Raw genomic sequence first — 16,076 nt, 5'->3', positions numbered from 1 at the left:
AAGCTTTCGCGAGGGAAGGCTAACGTTTGGGGAAAGGGATCAGGCCAGGTCCTCGCCCCTCAACGCCCGCTCGATCAGGTCGATGGTGCGGTCCAGGCCGAATATGGCGGCGAAGGAGCCGAAGCGCGGGCCCTGCGGCTGGCCCAGCAGCACCTCGTAGAGCGCCGAGAACCACAGGCGCAGGGGCTCGAACCCGCCCGCCTTGCCGGCCTCGTACACCTCGTTCTGGATCGCCTCGCCGTCCTGGCAGCCCGCGGGCAGGGCCTTGAGCCGCGCCACGAGGTCCTCCATCGCGCCCCGCTCGCGCGCGTCGGGGGCGCGGAAGCGCTTGTTCGGGCGCACGAAGTCTTCGTAGTAGTGGAGGGCGAAGCCGGTCAGCTTGTCCAGGAGCGGTTCGCTTTGCGGCGTCGCGCCGGGGATGTAGCGCGAGAGGAAACCCCACAGGATCTCGGCGTCCGAGGCGTTGGCGGCCGAGACCAGGTTCAGCATCAGGCTGAAGCTGACCGGCGAGCCCTTGGATGGCGGCTGGCCTGCGTGGACGTGCCAGACCGGATTGTCGAGCTTGTTCGGCGCATTGTTGCCGCCTTCAGCCGGCGGACGGTTGTAGGCGTCGAGCTGCTGCAGATATTCGTCCGCCGCCTTCGGGATCACGTCGAAATACAGGCGCTTGGCCGACTTCGGCGACATGAACAGGTAGTAGGCCAGGCTCTCGGGCGCGCCATAGCGCAGCCACTCCTCCATGGTCAGCCCATTGCCCTTGGACTTGGATATCTTCTGATTGTGCTCGTCCATGAAGAGCTCGTAGTGGAAGCTCTCCGGCGGCTCGCCGCCCAGCACCTTGCAGACCTTGTTGGACACGCGCACCGAGTCGACAAGGTCCTTGCCCGACATCTCGTAGTCGACGCCCAGGGCCACCCAGCGCGCCGCCCAGTCGGGCCGCCACTGCAGCTTGACGTGGCCGCGGGTCACGGGGACCTCGGTGAGCGCGCCGTCTTCGTCCGCGAAGACGATGGTTCCGCGGTCCACATGCCGCTCCAGGGTCGGCGCCTGCAGCACACGCCCCGATTTGGGGCTGATCGGCAGGAAGGGCGAGTAGGTGGCGCGCCGTTCTTCCCCCAGCGTCGGCAGCATGATCGCCTGCACCTGATCGAACCGCTCGAGCGTGCGCAGCAGCACCTCGTCATAGCGGCCGGTCTTGTAGCATTCGGTGGCCGAGACGAATTCGTAGTCGAAGCCGAAGCCGTCGAGAAAGGCTCGCAGCCTCGCGTTGTTGTGGTCGCCGAAGCTCGGGTGCTCGCCAAACGGGTCCCGCACGCTGGTCACCGGCTTGTCCCGGTCTTCCTCCAGCATTTGGCGATTGGGGACATTGTCCGGGATCTTGCGAAAGCCGTCCATGTCGTCCGAGACCACCAGAAGACGGGTGGGGATGGCGTCGCCGGTCAAGGCGCGAAAGGCGTTGCGCACCATGGTGGGCCGCGCCACCTCGCCGAAGGTGCCCAGGTGCGGCAGGCCCGATGCGCCGTAGCCAGCCTGCAGCACCACGGGACGGCCCAGGGCGGGTAGGGTGGCGACGGCCTCGGCATAGCGGCCCTCGGCGAACAGGGTCGCGGCGAGGTCGCGCTCGGCGTCCGTTTCCAGGCGCAGGCGGACGAGGCGGTTCAGAAGAAGGCGCGCCTGTTCGAAGGGCCAGGAGCGGGCGTCGCGGGCGAGGGGGATCAGACCTTGGATCATGTCAGGCGGTATAGGCCGCACACGCGCGGGGGCAAATCCCCGGCTGCGGTTTTCTGGGCGAAGGCCGGGGAACCAAGCTTGACCGTGCGCGTTGAGCACGCAACCAGAGGCTATGGCTGAGCTTTCGGGGATCGTCTGCCTGCGGAGCGCCTCAGCCCCGCGCTGGCGATCCTGCGGCCGGATCCGGATGCGCCTGGGACGCGTTCGCCACAGACGGCAAAATATCTTGCGCGCTGAAACGGCAAGGTTGTGCGGAAAGGGCTTTGCGGTATAGGTGGACCGTGATTCAACGCCCGCGAATAGCGGATGAGTGTTGCATGTGCGACACCACGTCGCTTGCACCGGGTTGATATAAGAAGCTCAGGCCGCCCCGCGGCCGCAACAAGTGACCAAGAGAGGGCTCTTGAAAATGAAGATCGGACTTATGGCGGGTGCGGCGATCGCCGCTCTCTTCGCCGCCACGGGCGCGTCCGCCCAGATGGCTCAACCCGGCTGGTACGGGGCGCTCGACCTCGGCTATCACTTCCCCATCAATCGCGACTACAAGGGTACGGGCGTCGCGCCCGACGGCCAGTACTATAACTGGCAGTTCAATCCCAAGGACGACTGGGCCGGCTTCGTGCGGCTCGGCTACCGCTTCAACCCGCACTGGCGGTTGGAAGTGGAAGGCGGCTATCGCAACGACGAATACGGCCGCATCCACGCCACCAATGAGAGCCGCGTCGCCAACGGCGAGCCGGATGGCCTCTGCAGCACCGAGTCGGTGGCGCCCGCCTGCGGCGCGCCCGACGCGCATGGCAAGACCTACACCGGCATGGTCAACGCCATCTACGACATCCTGCCGTCTGATTCGACCTGGGTGCCCTTCGTTGGCGCCGGCGTCGGCTTCAACGCCACCCAGATCAACGCCCGCGGCGAGTTCGCCGGCTCGACCCAGACCATGCGTACGCGCTCGGTCGACGCCGAGTTGGCCTACCAGGCCTTGGCCGGCCTGGCCTACAAGTACAATGACCGCGTCAACCTCGACCTGACCTATCGCTTCATCGGGTCGAACGCGCTCCAGTACCACTTCTACAACACCACCCCCGGCGGCGGCACGCTGAACCCGGGCATCATGTCTGCGCACTACACCGACAGCTCGGTGACGGTCGGCATCCGCTACGCGTTCGCCTCGCCGCCCCCGCCGCCGCCCCCGCCGCCTCCCCCGCCGCCGCCTCCGCCGCCTCCGCCTCCGCCGCCTCCCCCGCCGCCGCCTCCGCCGCCCCCGCCGCCTCCGGCGTTCGTGGCCAAGGAGTTCGTGGTCTACTTCCCGTTCGATCAGTATGCGCTGACGCCGGAAGCCCAGACCGTGGTGCAGCAGGCGGCCCAGTACGCCAATGACGGCCATGCGACCCGCATCGTGGTGGTCGGCCACACCGACACCTCGGGCGGCGTGAAGTACAACCTGCGTCTGTCGGAACGCCGCGCCAAGGCGGTCGCCGACGCCCTGGTGGGTCTGAACGTCCCCGCCTCGGTGCTGGCGGTCGACTGGAAGGGCAAGACCGACCTGGCCGTCCAGACGCCCGATGGCGTCAAGGAGCCGCTGAACCGCCGTTCGACGATCTCGATCAACTTCTGATCCGAGACCTCGACGAGGTTTGAGCCCTATCTTGGAGAGCCCGGCTTCGGCCGGGCTCTTTTTTATGGTCCAGGCGTAACCCGGGCGGCCTGCAGATCGTATGCAGTGCAGGATCGAACCACAGGAACGCCTCCATGCGCCGCACGCTTACCCGCTTCGCGCTGACCGTCGCCCTCATGACCGGCGCCGCCGCGCCGGCGCTTTCCCAGCCCAAGCTGGAGACCGCGGTGTTCGCCGGCGGTTGCTTCTGGTCGATGCAGCACGACATGGCCCCGATCCGCGGCGTGGTCTCGACCGAGGTCGGCTATGAGGGCGGTCATGTGGACCACCCGACCTACGAGCAGGTGTCCAGCGAGACCACCGGCCACCTGGAATCGGTCAAGGTGACCTTCGACCCGGCCAAGGTGAGCTACGCCGCCCTGGTCGAGCACTATTGGCGGCTGATCGACCCCACCGACGACGGCGGCGCCTTCTGCGACCGCGGGCCGTCCTATCACAGCGCCATCTTCGTCACCTCGGACCAGCGTCACGCCGCCGAGGCCTCGCTCGCCGCCCTGAACAAGGACAAGCGCTTCGCGGGGCACATCGTCACCCAGATCCGCCCCGCCACGACCTTCTGGCCGGCGGAGGGCTATCACCAGCACTATGCGGACAAGAACCCGGTGAACTACTTCCGCTACCGGGTCGGCTGCGGCAAGGACGGCCGGGTCAAGCAGCTTTGGGGCGCCGAAGCGTTCAAGTGAGGTGAATCCGTCTCCTTCTCCGGGGCTTCTTTCGCGCGATCAGAACGGGGTCTTCAGGGTCTCATCGGGCGTCTCTCAACGGTCACTTGACGCCCATCGGCGGTGGTCTTAGCTGCGCTCTCCGATTCCCCCCGTCCGCTCGAAAGGCCGACATGTCCTTGACCGTGCCTGCCGAATGGTCGCCGCACCAGGCGATGTGGCTTGGCTTCCCCAGCCATGCGGACCTCTGGGAAGACAACCTCGAGCCCGCCCAGGACGAGGTGGCCGCGCTGGCCCGCGCCCTGGCCGGCCCCGGCGCCGAGCGGGTGCGCCTGATGGTCTGCGGCGATGCGGCGGAAAAGGCGGCGCGTGAGCGGCTGGACGGCGTCTCCGGCGTCGAGATCGTGCGCGGCCAGTTCGGCGACATCTGGCTGCGCGACACCGGGCCGATCTTCACCGCCAGCGATCAGCATTCCGGCGCCGCCGGCTTTCGCTTCAACGGCTGGGGCGGCAAGTATGTGCTGGAGGGCGACGAGATGGTGGCCGACCAGATCGCCGCCGCCTCGGGCGTGCCGCTCCGCGTCAACGACTTCGTGCTGGAAGGCGGCGCCCTGGATCACGACGGCTTCGGCGCGGCGCTGACCACTCGGCAATGCCTGCTAAACCCCAACCGTAATCCCGGCTGGACCGAGGCCGCGGCCGAGGCGGCCCTGGCCTCCGCGCTCGGCGTGCGCAAAGTTTTGTGGCTGGGCGACGGCCTGGTCAACGACCACACCGACGGCCATGTCGACAACCTGGCCCGCTTCGTCGCGCCTGGCGTGGTGGCCTGCCCGGTGGCCTTCGGCCGCGACGATCCCAACGCCGACATCTACGACGCCGCCGCCGAGGCCCTGGCCAGCATGACCGGCGGCCGCGGCGCGCCCTTGCAGATCTCGCGCATCGCCTCGCCTGGCCTGATCCAGAACGACGAGGGCGAGGTGGTACCGGCCTCGCATATGAACTTCATCATCGCCAACGAGGCGGTGATCGCCCCGCTCTACGGCGAGGGCCTGGCCGAGTCCTTCGCCCTCGACACGCTGCGCAGCCTGTTCCCGGAACGCACGGTGATCGGCCTCTCCTCGCGCGCCCTGCTCTCCGGCGGCGGCTCGTTCCACTGCATCAGCCAGCAGGAGCCCGCATGAGCCGGATCCTGAAGGTCGCCGCCCTGCAGACCCATTATGGCGACGATCTTTCCGACAACATCGCCCGCACCATCGCCATGATCCGCCAGGCCGCCGCCGGCGGGGCCCAGGTGATCCTGCCCTCCGAGCTGTTCCAGGGCCCCTATTTCTGCATCGCCCAGGAAGAGCGCTGGTTCGCCACCGCCCATCCCTGGCGCGAGCACCCCTGCGTCACCGCGCTCGCCCCAGTCGCCGCCGAGCTGGGCGTCGTCATCCCGGTCTCGATCTTCGAGCGGGAAGGGCCGCACTATTTCAACAGCCTGGTCATGCTCGACGCCGACGGCTCGGCCATGGGGATCTATCGCAAGAGCCATATCCCGGACGGGCCGGGCTATATGGAGAAGTACTATTTCCGCCCCGGCGACACCGGCTTTCGCGTCTGGGACACCCGCTTCGGCCGCCTGGGCGTCGGCATCTGCTGGGACCAGTGGTATCCGGAGTGCGCCCGCGCGATGGCGCTGATGGGCGCCGAGGCCCTGTTCTATCCCACCGCCATCGGCTCCGAGCCGCACGACGCCACCCTGGACACGGCCCTGCCCTGGCGCCGGGCCATGCAGGGGCACGCGGTCTCCAACGTGATCCCGGTGGTCGGGGCCAACCGCACCGGCTTCGAGCCCTGGGACGGCTACCCGAACGGCGGCCAGCGCTTCTACGGCTCCAGCTTCATAGCCGACCACCGCGGCGACCTCGTCGCCGACCTGGGCCGCGACGAGGAGGGGATCGCGGCGGCCAGCTTCGACCTCGATTTCCTCAAGACCCATAGAGCCGCCTGGGGCTTCTTCCGCGATCGCCGCCCGGACCTCTACGGCGCCCTGTCGAGCCCCCGCCCGGCATGATCGAGACCGCCCGCCTGATCCTGCGGGCGCCTGTCGACGCCGACCGCGACGCCATCGCCGTGCTGAACGCCGATCCGCGCGTCGGCGAATCGCTGGGCGGTGTGCGCAGCCGCGCCGAGAGCGACGCCCTGGTGGACCGCATCCAGGCCTGCATCGCCAAGCACGGCTACGGTTTCTGGGTCGCGGAGCGCAAAGCGGACGGGCTGTTGGTCGGGCTGATCGGCCTCCTGCCGCTCGAACCAGGCGATCTCCCGCTCTACCCCGGCGTCGAGATCGGCTGGCGCCTCTCCCCAGCCGCTTGGGGCGGAGGCTACGCCACCGAAGGCGCGACGGCGGCCCTGGCCTGGGGCTTCGCCAACCTGCCGGTCGACGAGATCGTCAGCTTCACCGCCAGTACGAACATGAAGTCCCAGGCTGTGATGCGGCGGATAGGGATGGAACGCGACGAGACTCGCGATTTCGAGCACCCGCGGCTGGCGGAGGGCGACCCATTGAGGCCGCATGTGGTGTTCTGCAAGCGACGGTAGGAACTGCGTGCAGGTCCATAGTGTGATGGCTCCGCGCTGAGCGGCGCTCGGCCGCGTTCGAACCGTTGCGGACCATCGTCGCAACGGGCATGGGTTTCACCATGAAGGTCTACGCAATCCGCCCTGCTTTCGAGCTCTACGGAGCCGACGTTGCTGACGAACGGACTCAGGCGTCCATATCGCTGATCGCGAAGATGACTTTCGACTGTCTGCGGAGTGGGGGAGACATCTTTCAGTTCATGGTCGAGTGGCGAGACCCAGGGGCAGCGCCTAACTCTGCATCCTATCACGAAGACATTGCCGAGCCCCACCTTATCCGGCTCGATTTGGACGCGGAATTATTTGATCATATTAGGAAATCAGTCGATCCAAACGGAGGTCGGGGTCTAGAAGTTCGTTCGGCTGCAACCTGCCGCGCAGTTGCATTCGGGTGGGACGGGCAAGCGTTCGTTTGTTTGCGCCACGAAGATCGAGAACCCGTTTCACCCGACACAACACTGGCTTGGGTCGAAGACGTGTCCAATTGCCTAGTCGAAACCGATCTCTTGGACGGGTGGATGCGCGGCTGACCTTAGCGCGGCGTCGCCCAGCCCTTGGCGCTGTTTGGGGCGACGACTTGGAAAGTTCACTCGCGCAAGCTCAATAGGGCGACTTCGCCGCTGCCGCATCCTGCACCGAACACTGCTCCGCCCCATGCGGCGCGGCCAATACCGCCGTCACCTCAGCGCGCGCCTTGTCCATGTCGGCACGAAACTCCGCATTGGCGTGCAGGGCCGCGACCAGGGCGGCGCCGGCGGTGCGGCTGGCTTCGACGTCGCTGGGGTTGTGTACGCCGCAGACCACGCGGCTTTCGCCGATGGAGCGGGCGCGCATCAGGATTTCGCTCGACCGGCTGGGCGCCAGTTCGGCCAGGATCAGGCCCCAGGCCCAGCCGAGGGTCGCATCGCCGGACGGGTAGGAGAAACTGCGCGCCAGCTCGGGCGTCCGGGTGACGCAGAGCGGGGCGGCTTCCTCGCCTGGCGCCGTGAACGGCCGCGGGCGGGCGAAGGCCTTCTTGGCCGGGCCATAGACGGCTTCGGCGTCGTCTTCCGAGCGAGCCAGGATGCGGGACAGGGCCGGCGCCGACGAGGGCATGATGCGCACGCCAAGCGCGCAGGCGAACTTTTCCAGGGCCGTGTCGGCGGCGAGATCGGCGTCGCTCACGGCCAGGTCCCAGCGCGGCTGGCCCTTAAGCGCTCGGGTGGCCTCGAACACCGCCCGGTCCTCCGCCGCGCGGCCGGAGCCGGGGGCGGGCGGGGGCGGCAGGATCCGCGCCGCGTCCGGGGCCGCGCCGGGCGCCAGATAGCCGCCAGCCAGGGCCGGCCCCGCCGCGAGGATGAGCGCGATCCCAAGTGCATGATGAGTTGAGCTCAATTCAAAAGTCCGCTCATCCCGGCGAATGCCGGGACCCAGATCCTAAAACTCGATCTCTGGGATTGATCTTCGAAAACCTAGCTCCGACCGCGCCATACGATCTGGGTCCCGGCATTCGCCGGGATGAGCGGAGTACATATCGGACAAACCGGAATTCACTCAGCCCAGCACCGTCTTGCCGTTCTTGATCACCGTCACCCCGCGCGCCTTGATCCGCGCCTCGAAGCTGACCACGTCGCCGTCTTTCCACAGGTCCACGGTGATGGTCTCGCCCGGATAGACCGGGGCCGAGAAGCGCGCCTGGTGGCTCTTGAACCTGGCCGGGTCGAACTCGGCATAGGTCTGCAGCACCGCGCGACAGGTGATCCCATAGGTGCACATGCCGTGCAGGATCGGCTTTTCGAACCCGGCCATCTTGGCCACCGCCGGGTCGATGTGCAGGGGGTTGTAGTCGCCGGACAGGCGGTAGATCACCGCCTGGTCGTCGCGGGTGGGGATGTCCACCGACATGTCCGGCGCGCGGTCGGGAACCTTGTGCGGCTCTGGCTGGCCTTCGCTCGGCCCGCCGAAGCCGCCGTCGCCGCGCGCGAAGGTCGAGCCGGTGATGGTCAGCATCAGTTCGCCAGTGGGCTTGTCGCGCAGCTCGGTCTCGCTCATCACCACCGCGCCCTTGCCCGGGCCCTTGTCCCAGGCGCCGACGATGCGGCTGGAGGCGACCACCTCGCCCGAGGTCGGCAGCGGCTTGTGGAAGACGATCTTGCGCTCGCCATCGACCACCATCAGGTAGTTGATGCCGGTGTTGCCGGCGTTGGCGCCCCAGGCCACCACGCCCGCCTGGCTGGGCACGGGCTTGAGGTCCTTCTCATAGACGAAGGCCCGCTCGTCGTCGTTCAGCGGGTCCCAGCCCATGCCGACGCCGAGGGCGTAGAGGATGGTGTCCTTGGCCTTCCAGGAAAAGGTCTGGCCCTCGTTCTTCAGGTCGAGAATCTGCGGGTACGAAATGGCCATGGCGCGCGTTCCTCTATCGCTTTTAGCGACATATTGAGGCGGGTGACGTGGCGCGAGGCAAGCGCAAATCGGCGCGCCGGCGAGCCCCAAGCTCTACCGCAAGGGGTCGCATTGCCCCCAACCGGGCGATCCGCTAGAAGCCGACGACTCCGCGCGGCGTGCGCGGCCCAACGCCTAGACAGGTCTCTTGATGTCCGACCCCACCCAAACCCCCTTGAGCGGCGCGGTGCTGATGTACAACCAGCCCGAGCCCCTTGACGCCGAAAAGCACGCCCGCCTGGGTATGAAGCGGATGGCGGCGCCGTTCAGCTTCGCCGCCAAGCAGCACTTCGTGCCGCTGCATGTGGGCGAATTCGGGCCGGCCGGGGTCAGCTATCCGATCATCTTTGCCGGCGACGCCTATGCGCCCCTGGCGGTGATGGGCTTGCAGGAGGGCGAGAACCTCTATGTCGACGCCCAGGGCGGCTTCCGCGCCGGCTGCTACGTGCCGGCCTTCATCCGCCGCTATCCCTTCGTCGGCGCCCGCGACGACCAGATGCAGCGCACGGTGATCTGCATCGACCGCTCGGCCGACCTGTGGACCGAGGAAAACCCGGACGTGATGTTGTTCGAGAACGGCCAGCCGACCGAATTCACCAAGAGCTGCATCGATTTCTGCGGCCAGTTCGACCAGGACCGCGCCCGCACCGACAACTTCGTCGAGCTATTGAAGTCGCTGGACCTGTTCGAGACCAAGCAGACCACCTTCACCCCGCGCGACCCCAACACCGGCGCCGCCGGCCAGCCAGTGCTGGTCGCCGAGTACTACGCGGTCTCCGAGGCCAAGCTGAACGCCCTGCCGGCCGAAAAGATCGTCGAGCTGCGCGACAACGGCGCCCTGCAGCAGATCTACGCCCACCTGATGTCGCTGTTGGGCTGGGACCGGATCATCGCCGAGTCCATGCTGCGCGGAAACGTGGCGGCGGCCCCGGTGGCGGGGAACGCTTAATTCCCTTCCCCCCTTGCGGGGGAAGGAGGGGCCCGCCCGCGCAGCCGGTGGGAGGATGAGGGGTCTAACCGGCCCCTCCAATCCGCCCTCCCGCTCAGTCTGCTAGGCCGGCGCGACCCCTCATCCTCCCACGACTTCGTCGCGGGCCCCTCCTTCTCCCGCAAGGGGAGAAGGGATTTCACCCCCTGCACACAAACACGCTCCGCGTCAGGCACGAGAACACCAGCCGTCCGGCTTCGTCCAACAGGTCGTGCTGGGCGATGACGATGCCCTTGGTCTCGCCCACCTGGTCCTTGCCCATGATGGTCATGCGCCCGCGCAGGAGTTCGCCGGCCGGCGGGTTGCGCGCCCATCTCAGGGCGTCGACGCCCAGGCGTTTGGTCTGCGGCCAGTCGGCCGAAATCCGTCCGTCCAGCCGGGACCACACGGCGAACACCAGCGCGTCCGGCGCGCCCGCGTCCGGGTCCCAGTCGGGGGCGAAGGCGGCGATGAAGTCGTTCAGCACCTCCTCGTCCAGCACCATGGCGCCCAAAGGAACCACCTGTCCGACCTCGATATCTTCAAAATAGCCGGGCATGCTGCACCCCTTCGCCTGATCCGGCCGTGCGGCCGATTCGTAATCAATCACTTTGGGCGATGAAGTCGAGAGCCGGCGGGCCTATATGGCTTGCAAGGCTGGGCTGGAGCGACAGGAGCGGCATGTCAGTTCGCGCGCGTTCGACGATTTTCGGCGGCTTTCTGGCCGGTCTGGCCCTTTTCTTCGCTGGCCAGGCTCTGGCCGACGCCAACCCGGCCGCCGGCGGCGACGGCTTGGCCGGCCGGCACGTGCAGGCGCAACTTGTGGCCGACGCCGATGGCGTACGCCCCGGCGGCCAGGTCCACGTCGCCCTGGTGCAGAAGATCCAGTCCGGCTGGCACACCTATTGGCGCAACCCCGGCGATTCCGGCCAGTCCACCACCATCGCCTGGACCCTGCCGGCGGGCTGGAAGACCGGCGACATCGTCTGGCCCAAGCCCAAGCAGCTGCGCACAGGCCCCTTGATGGACTATGGCTACGAGGGCGAGGTGATCCTGCCCCAGGCCCTGACCGCGCCTGCCGACGCCAAGCCCGGCCAGAGCGTGACGCTGAAGGCTGTGGCCCAATACCTGGTCTGCAAGGACGTCTGCGTCCCTGAGGACGCCAACCTGACCCTGACCGTGCCGGTGGTCGCCGCCGACGGCGGTCCTGATCCCGCCTGGGGCGGCCGCATCGCCACCACCCTGGCCAAGGCGCCCAAGCCCGGCGCCCTGACCGCGGTGATGACCACCAGCCCCACCGCCATCAAGCTCAGCATCACCGGCGAGGCGGTCAAGGGCGGCGATTTCCCCAACGCCTATTTCTACCCCTACGACCCCGCCGCCATCGACCACCCCCAGCCCCAGGTCATCGACCGCGGGCCGGAGGGCCTGACCCTGACGCTCGCGCCCGGTTCGGGCTTCAAGTCGGGGCCGGCGCCGACCCATCTGCAGGGGGTGATCGACCTGGGCGCCCGCGCCTACGAGATCGACGCCAAGCCTGGCCCGGCCCAGCCCGCCGCCGCCGGCCTCGGCCCGCCCAGCGCGAGCCAGACGGCGGGCTCTGGCGGCGTCGGCCAGTTCGGCGGCGCCTTGGTGTTCGCCTTCCTGGGCGGGTTGATCCTGAACCTGATGCCCTGCGTCTTCCCGGTGCTGTCGATGAAGGCGGTATCCCTGGCCAGCCACGCCCACAGCGCGGCCCAGGCGCGAGGGCAGGGCCTGGCCTTCCTGGCCGGCGTGGTGGCGACATTCGTCGGCCTCGCCGCGCTCCTGATCGCCGCCCGCGCCGCCGGCCAGGCGGTGGGCTGGGGCTTCCAGCTGCAGTCGCCGGCGGTGATCGCCGCCCTGTGCCTGGTCATGCTGCTGGTGGCCCTGAACCTCGCCGGCCTGTTCGAGGTCGGCCAGTCGCTGCAGAGCGCCGCCGGCAATGCAGAGGCCGCCGGCGCCGGCGGCCTGGCCGGCGCCTTCTTCACCGGCGTCTTGGCCGTGGCGGTGGCCGCGCCCTGCACCGCGCCCTTCATGGCCCCGGCCATCGGCTTCGCCCTGACCCAGGCGCCGCCCCTGGCGCTCGGCGTGTTCCTGGCGCTGGGCCTCGGCATGGCCGCGCCCTTCACCCTGATCGCCTTCGCCCCGGCCTTGCTGCGCCTGATGCCGCGGCCAGGCGCCTGGATGGAGACCTTCAAGAAGGTCATGGCGTTTCCGATGTTCGCCACCGCCGCCTGGCTGCTCTGGGTATTCAGCCAGCAGGTGGGCCCCTTGAGCCTCGGGCGGCTGCTGGGCGCCGCCGTGCTCGTGGCCTTCGCCGCCTGGCTCTACGGTCGCGCCCAGGCCGCCCGCTATGAAGGCCGCGGGGGCGGGCTGGGCTTCGCCGCCGGCCTCGTCCTGATGGTGCTGGCCGCGGTCGCCGCCGCGACCCCGCCCTTCGACAGCCCAGCCAACGCCGCCACCACACAAACCACAGCGGCCAAGGGCGATGGGCTCGCCTCCCAGCCTTTCTCGCCTGACAAGCTCGACGCCCTGCGCGCCGACGGCCATCCGGTGTTCGTCGACTTCACCGCCGCCTGGTGCGTAACCTGCCAGGTCAACGACAAGCTGGCCCTGTCCTCCAAGAAGGTCGCCGACGCCTTCGCCAAGGACGGGGTGGTGTTCATGAAGGGCGACTGGACCAACCGCGACCCAGTGATCGCCAAGGTGCTGGCCGACCACGGGCGCGCCGGGGTGCCGCTCTACCTGGTCTATCCGGCCAAGGGCGGCGAGCCGCAGGTGCTGCCACAGATCCTCACCGAGGACCTGGTGCTGTCGGCGGTCGACAAGGCGGCGCGGTCCTAACCCACATCAGCGCCCCCGCGCTAAAACCTCGCGTTTTCCCCGCAGGTTGAGCTAAACAACGGCGATGCCTGAAGGTGACGCCACGACCGCCCGCGCCGCAGAGACCGCTCGCTTCGGCCGCGGCTTCCTGCGCGACATCTGGTATTTCGCCGCCCTCAGCGGCGACCTGCGCCCCGGCAAGCTGCAGCGCTACGAGATCCTGGGCGAGCCGATCCTTCTGGGCCGCCGCGGCGACGGCCAGGTCTACGCCCTGCGCGACATCTGCCCGCACAGAGCCGCGCCGCTTTCGGCCGGCCGCCTGGTGCGCGAAGCCGGCGGGTCCGAAGTGGTCGAGTGCCCCTATCACGGCTGGCGCTTCAAGACCGACGGGGTCTGCTCGGCCATTCCTTCCATGGTCGACGGCCAGGCGATCGATGTCGGCCGCATCCGCGTGCGCCGCTATCCGGCCCAGGAAAGCCAGGGCATGGCGTTCGTCTGGATGGCCTCGGACGCCCGCGGCGAGGCCGAGCCCGACCAGCCGCCGCCGACCTTCCCCGGGGTGGTGGGCGGCGCGCCCAAGCTGGTCGACCGGATGGTGTTCGACAGCCACATCGACCATGCGGTGATCGGGCTGATGGACCCGGCGCACGGCCCTTACGTGCACCAGAACTGGTGGTGGCGCTCGCCCGCCTCGCAGCACGACAAGGCCAAGGCCTTCGAGCCGCGTGAGGCCGGCTTCGCCATGGCCCGCCATGCGCCGTCCAAGAACAGCTACGCCTACAAGATCCTGGGCGGCGCGCCCAAGACCGAGATCGTGTTCCGCCTGCCGGGCCTGCGTTACGAGCATATCGAGGTCGGTCCGCGCCAGGTCCTGTCCCTGACCTGCCTGACCCCGGTCAATGACGGCAAGACCCGCATCACCCAGATCATGTGGTCGGACCACTGGGCCTTCACCCTGCTGCGCCCGTTCATCGCCTCGGGCGCCCGCCGCTTCCTGCGCCAGGACGCGGCCATGGTGAACCTGCAGAACGAGGGCCTGGCCTACGACCCGACCCTGATGTGGATCGACGACGCCGACCGCCAAGCCAAATGGTACCAGGCGCTCAAGCGCGAATGGACCACCAGCCGCCGCGAGGGGCGCCCCTTCGCCAACCCCGTCGAGCCGGCCGTCCTGCGCTGGCGCAGCTGACTACTTCGCAGCTGTGACCGTCGACGCCGGATCCGGCGGATTGTGCTTCATCACAAACTCGACCGAGGCCTTGAGCATGGCGACCCTGGATGGCTCTTCCAGCAGCCAGTGATCAGCGCCGGGCAATGTGATCAGCTCCACCGACTTGCCGGCCGTACGAAGCGCCTTTGCCATGGTCTCGCTCTGTTCAGGAGGAACAACCGTGTCGTCCTGACCATGCACCAACAGTATGGGAGCGTCCGCCTTGTCGGCCAGGGCGGCCGGCGAGATGTCCCGGGTCTGGGACCAGCCGGTCGTCACGCCCATGAACTTTCGCCAATAGCGGGTTGTCGTACTGGTCTGGCCCGTGCTGTCGCGTTCGTAGGCGAGCATGCCGGGCAGATCCGACGGTCCCGCCATCGAGACCGCACAGCGATAGATTCCGTGTTGCACGGTGACGCCCGCCAGCGCCGCATAGCCGCCGTAGCTCCAGCCGGCGATGCAGATTCGCTTGGGGTCGACCTTGCCCTCACGCACCAGTTCGGCGACACCGTAAGATACATCGGTCTGCATCTTGCGGCCCCATTCACCAAAGCCAGCGTCGCGATAGCTAGTCCCAAAGCCGTCGGAACCGCGAAAATTTGGCTGGAACACGGCATAGCCGCGCGAAGCGAAGGCCTGCGGCCAGTAGTCGAAGCCGAGTATGTCGTGATCTTCCGGTCCACCGTGGGGAATCACGACGAGGGGCAGGTTCGTGGCTTTCCGGTCTGGCGGGAGGGTCAGGATACCGTTGAGCACCATGCCATCGCCAGCCTTGTAATCGATGCGCTGGGAGGCGCCGATGTGGTCCGCCCTGATGGTGGGATATTCCTCCCCAAGCACGTTGGCCGATCGTTTAGCGATATCCACGATCCAGTAGGTCCCGGAATCATCCGGGCCTTCAGTCTTCACGATCATTCGGTTGAAGTCGGCGTCGTAGGATATCAGGTGAGTGATTTCGTTAGGGAATGCCTTGAACGCTGCGTCGAGCTTGGCCTGACGCTCGGGCGAGAACAGCTTGGGTCTGCCGCCATCTTCGGGTGAGGTCGTTCCGATCCAGAGCTTGGTGGTCCGGTCGCGCATAACATGGCCGAAGGTCGATCCATCAAAGGTGGCCACTACTGGGCCGCCGCTCAGCGAGGCTTCGCGAAGTTGGCCGTGCTCGGCGTCGCCGACGTAGAGCAGGTAGGAGTCAGGTGTGCGGCCCAGGCCGTCCAAGCTCACGTCTTCCGTCACCGACTGGGCCGATATCGAACCGGATGCTATCTCGCCGCCCACGGTCTTGCCGGCCAGCACGCGCCACTGACCTGTCTTCGAGTGGAGGCGAAGCCGTGCGGCGAGTTCACCTTTTGCGTCGAGCAGCCATCCCGCGAGATCCGATTCCTCTGACCGCGTGAACCGGGTGTCTCCAGTGTCGAGGTCGACTTTGTAGAGATTCAGTTGATCGTACTCAAGGCCGCCGAAATATCCATACCAATGACCATTTATCTCAGCAGTTCCGTAGGTTCCAATCACAGTTCTTGATATTTCGATTTCCTTTCGGTCGCCAAACACCGAAAACGACCTATGTTGTTTTAAATCTACAACGATAACCTCTTCCAGTTCCTGTTTACTAACCAAAAATTCCATACCCAAATCGACGGTTTTGCTGATGTGTATCAGCAAATGATCTTCACCCGCCCACTCGATATTATCGACTTTGAGTGAGCCAAGGGTGTCGGATTCAATCGGCTGGTTCGCGGTCGTCGCGACATAAAGCCTGCGAACGCCGCCTACCTCAGCGACGAACGCGTACCTCTGTCCTGATGGCGACAGGCTGAGCGTGCTCATCGCGGGGAGCTTGCCGTAGTCCTCGACCGGCGGCAGGGGGCTGGCGAGAGCTCCTCGCGCCAGCAGCATTGCGAACCCAAACGCAAGCAAACTGCGAACCATGCTTCCCCCATC

At 67.4% G+C, this 16,076-nt stretch carries 13 protein-coding genes; 8 read left to right on the top strand and 5 right to left on the bottom strand.

Features of this window, described 5'->3' with window-relative positions:
• Positions 1-39 precede the first annotated feature (39 nt).
• Positions 40-1,731 (bottom strand): lysine--tRNA ligase, encoded by a 1,692-nt coding sequence (locus tag KCG34_RS12910; RefSeq protein WP_211936060.1) that lies wholly within the window; start codon positions 1,729-1,731, stop codon positions 40-42.
• Between the two features lie 409 nt (positions 1,732-2,140).
• Here KCG34_RS12910 and KCG34_RS26055 point away from each other — a divergent pair, with 409 nt between their 5' ends.
• The 5 genes from KCG34_RS26055 (at position 2,141) to KCG34_RS12885 (ending at position 6,654) form a co-directional block, all read left to right on the top strand.
• Complete coding sequence (locus KCG34_RS26055) at positions 2,141-3,349, top strand: OmpA family protein (RefSeq protein ID WP_211936059.1); 1,209 nt, start codon at positions 2,141-2,143, stop codon at positions 3,347-3,349.
• A 134-nt stretch (positions 3,350-3,483) separates the two neighbouring features.
• Entirely contained in the window at positions 3,484-4,092 is a 609-nt protein-coding gene (msrA, locus tag KCG34_RS12900; RefSeq protein WP_211936058.1) for a peptide-methionine (S)-S-oxide reductase MsrA, read from the top strand.
• A 152-nt stretch (positions 4,093-4,244) separates the two neighbouring features.
• Positions 4,245-5,252 carry an agmatine deiminase family protein gene (locus KCG34_RS12895; RefSeq protein WP_211936057.1) on the top strand — a complete coding sequence of 336 codons (1,008 nt, stop codon included), beginning with the start codon at positions 4,245-4,247 and terminating at the stop codon, positions 5,250-5,252.
• The gene (aguB, locus tag KCG34_RS12890) at positions 5,249-6,127 is read left to right on the top strand and encodes an N-carbamoylputrescine amidase (protein ID WP_211936056.1); all 879 of its coding nucleotides are present in this window, start codon (positions 5,249-5,251) and stop codon (positions 6,125-6,127) included. Before KCG34_RS12895 ends, aguB begins: the two co-directional genes overlap by 4 nt.
• Positions 6,124-6,654: a GNAT family N-acetyltransferase gene (locus KCG34_RS12885; protein WP_211936055.1), complete on the top strand. Its 531-nt coding sequence runs from the start codon at positions 6,124-6,126 to the stop codon at positions 6,652-6,654. Before aguB ends, KCG34_RS12885 begins: the two co-directional genes overlap by 4 nt.
• Before the next feature lie 639 nt (positions 6,655-7,293).
• Here KCG34_RS12885 and KCG34_RS12880 read toward each other — a convergent pair.
• Both KCG34_RS12880 and KCG34_RS12875 read right to left on the bottom strand, forming a co-directional pair.
• The gene (locus tag KCG34_RS12880) at positions 7,294-8,067 is read right to left on the bottom strand and encodes an acid phosphatase (protein ID WP_211936054.1); all 774 of its coding nucleotides are present in this window, start codon (positions 8,065-8,067) and stop codon (positions 7,294-7,296) included.
• Between the two features lie 159 nt (positions 8,068-8,226).
• Complete coding sequence (locus KCG34_RS12875; protein WP_211936053.1) at positions 8,227-9,075, bottom strand: MaoC family dehydratase; 849 nt, start codon at positions 9,073-9,075, stop codon at positions 8,227-8,229.
• Positions 9,076-9,265: 190 nt separating this feature from the next.
• On the opposite strand from KCG34_RS12875, the gene KCG34_RS12870 reads away from it, so the two are divergent.
• Positions 9,266-10,063 (top strand): SapC family protein, encoded by a 798-nt coding sequence (locus tag KCG34_RS12870; RefSeq protein ID WP_211936052.1) that lies wholly within the window; start codon positions 9,266-9,268, stop codon positions 10,061-10,063.
• A 178-nt stretch (positions 10,064-10,241) separates the two neighbouring features.
• Here KCG34_RS12870 and KCG34_RS12865 read toward each other — a convergent pair whose 3' ends face one another.
• Positions 10,242-10,640 carry a hotdog family protein gene (locus KCG34_RS12865; protein ID WP_211936051.1) on the bottom strand — a complete coding sequence of 133 codons (399 nt, stop codon included), beginning with the start codon at positions 10,638-10,640 and terminating at the stop codon, positions 10,242-10,244.
• Positions 10,641-10,762: 122 nt separating this feature from the next.
• Between KCG34_RS12865 and KCG34_RS12860 the strand changes: the two genes are divergently transcribed.
• The gene (locus KCG34_RS12860; RefSeq protein WP_211936050.1) at positions 10,763-12,946 is read left to right on the top strand and encodes a protein-disulfide reductase DsbD family protein; all 2,184 of its coding nucleotides are present in this window, start codon (positions 10,763-10,765) and stop codon (positions 12,944-12,946) included.
• Positions 12,947-13,010: 64 nt separating this feature from the next.
• Positions 13,011-14,114: a Rieske 2Fe-2S domain-containing protein gene (locus KCG34_RS12855; RefSeq protein ID WP_211936049.1), complete on the top strand. Its 1,104-nt coding sequence runs from the start codon at positions 13,011-13,013 to the stop codon at positions 14,112-14,114.
• Here KCG34_RS12855 and KCG34_RS12850 read toward each other — a convergent pair whose 3' ends face one another.
• Positions 14,115-16,064, bottom strand: coding sequence for an alpha/beta hydrolase family protein (locus KCG34_RS12850; protein ID WP_211936048.1), 1,950 nt, complete (start codon positions 16,062-16,064; stop codon positions 14,115-14,117).
• Positions 16,065-16,076 lie beyond the last annotated feature (12 nt).

The organism is Phenylobacterium montanum (assembly GCF_018135625.1).
GTDB lineage: Bacteria > Pseudomonadota > Alphaproteobacteria > Caulobacterales > Caulobacteraceae > Poindextera > Poindextera montana.
The sequence above is the reverse complement of the archived record's forward strand: the minus strand, read 5'-3'. Positions and strand labels throughout refer to the sequence as shown.

Bases quoted from the DNA above. Each gene is read 5' to 3' on its own strand.
- KCG34_RS12910 (WP_211936060.1), bottom strand. From the start codon at position 1,731: ATGATCCAAGGTCTGATCCCCCTCGCCCGCGACGCCCGCTCCTGGCCC.
- KCG34_RS26055 (WP_211936059.1), top strand. From the start codon at position 2,141: ATGAAGATCGGACTTATGGCGGGTGCGGCGATCGCCGCTCTCTTCGCC.
- msrA (WP_211936058.1), top strand. From the start codon at position 3,484: ATGCGCCGCACGCTTACCCGCTTCGCGCTGACCGTCGCCCTCATGACC.
- KCG34_RS12895 (WP_211936057.1), top strand. From the start codon at position 4,245: ATGTCCTTGACCGTGCCTGCCGAATGGTCGCCGCACCAGGCGATGTGG.
- aguB (WP_211936056.1), top strand. From the start codon at position 5,249: ATGAGCCGGATCCTGAAGGTCGCCGCCCTGCAGACCCATTATGGCGAC.
- KCG34_RS12885 (WP_211936055.1), top strand. From the start codon at position 6,124: ATGATCGAGACCGCCCGCCTGATCCTGCGGGCGCCTGTCGACGCCGAC.
- KCG34_RS12875 (WP_211936053.1), bottom strand. From the start codon at position 9,075: ATGGCCATTTCGTACCCGCAGATTCTCGACCTGAAGAACGAGGGCCAG.
- KCG34_RS12870 (WP_211936052.1), top strand. From the start codon at position 9,266: ATGTCCGACCCCACCCAAACCCCCTTGAGCGGCGCGGTGCTGATGTAC.
- KCG34_RS12865 (WP_211936051.1), bottom strand. From the start codon at position 10,640: ATGCCCGGCTATTTTGAAGATATCGAGGTCGGACAGGTGGTTCCTTTG.
- KCG34_RS12860 (WP_211936050.1), top strand. From the start codon at position 10,763: ATGTCAGTTCGCGCGCGTTCGACGATTTTCGGCGGCTTTCTGGCCGGT.
- KCG34_RS12855 (WP_211936049.1), top strand. From the start codon at position 13,011: ATGCCTGAAGGTGACGCCACGACCGCCCGCGCCGCAGAGACCGCTCGC.
- KCG34_RS12850 (WP_211936048.1), bottom strand. From the start codon at position 16,064: ATGGTTCGCAGTTTGCTTGCGTTTGGGTTCGCAATGCTGCTGGCGCGA.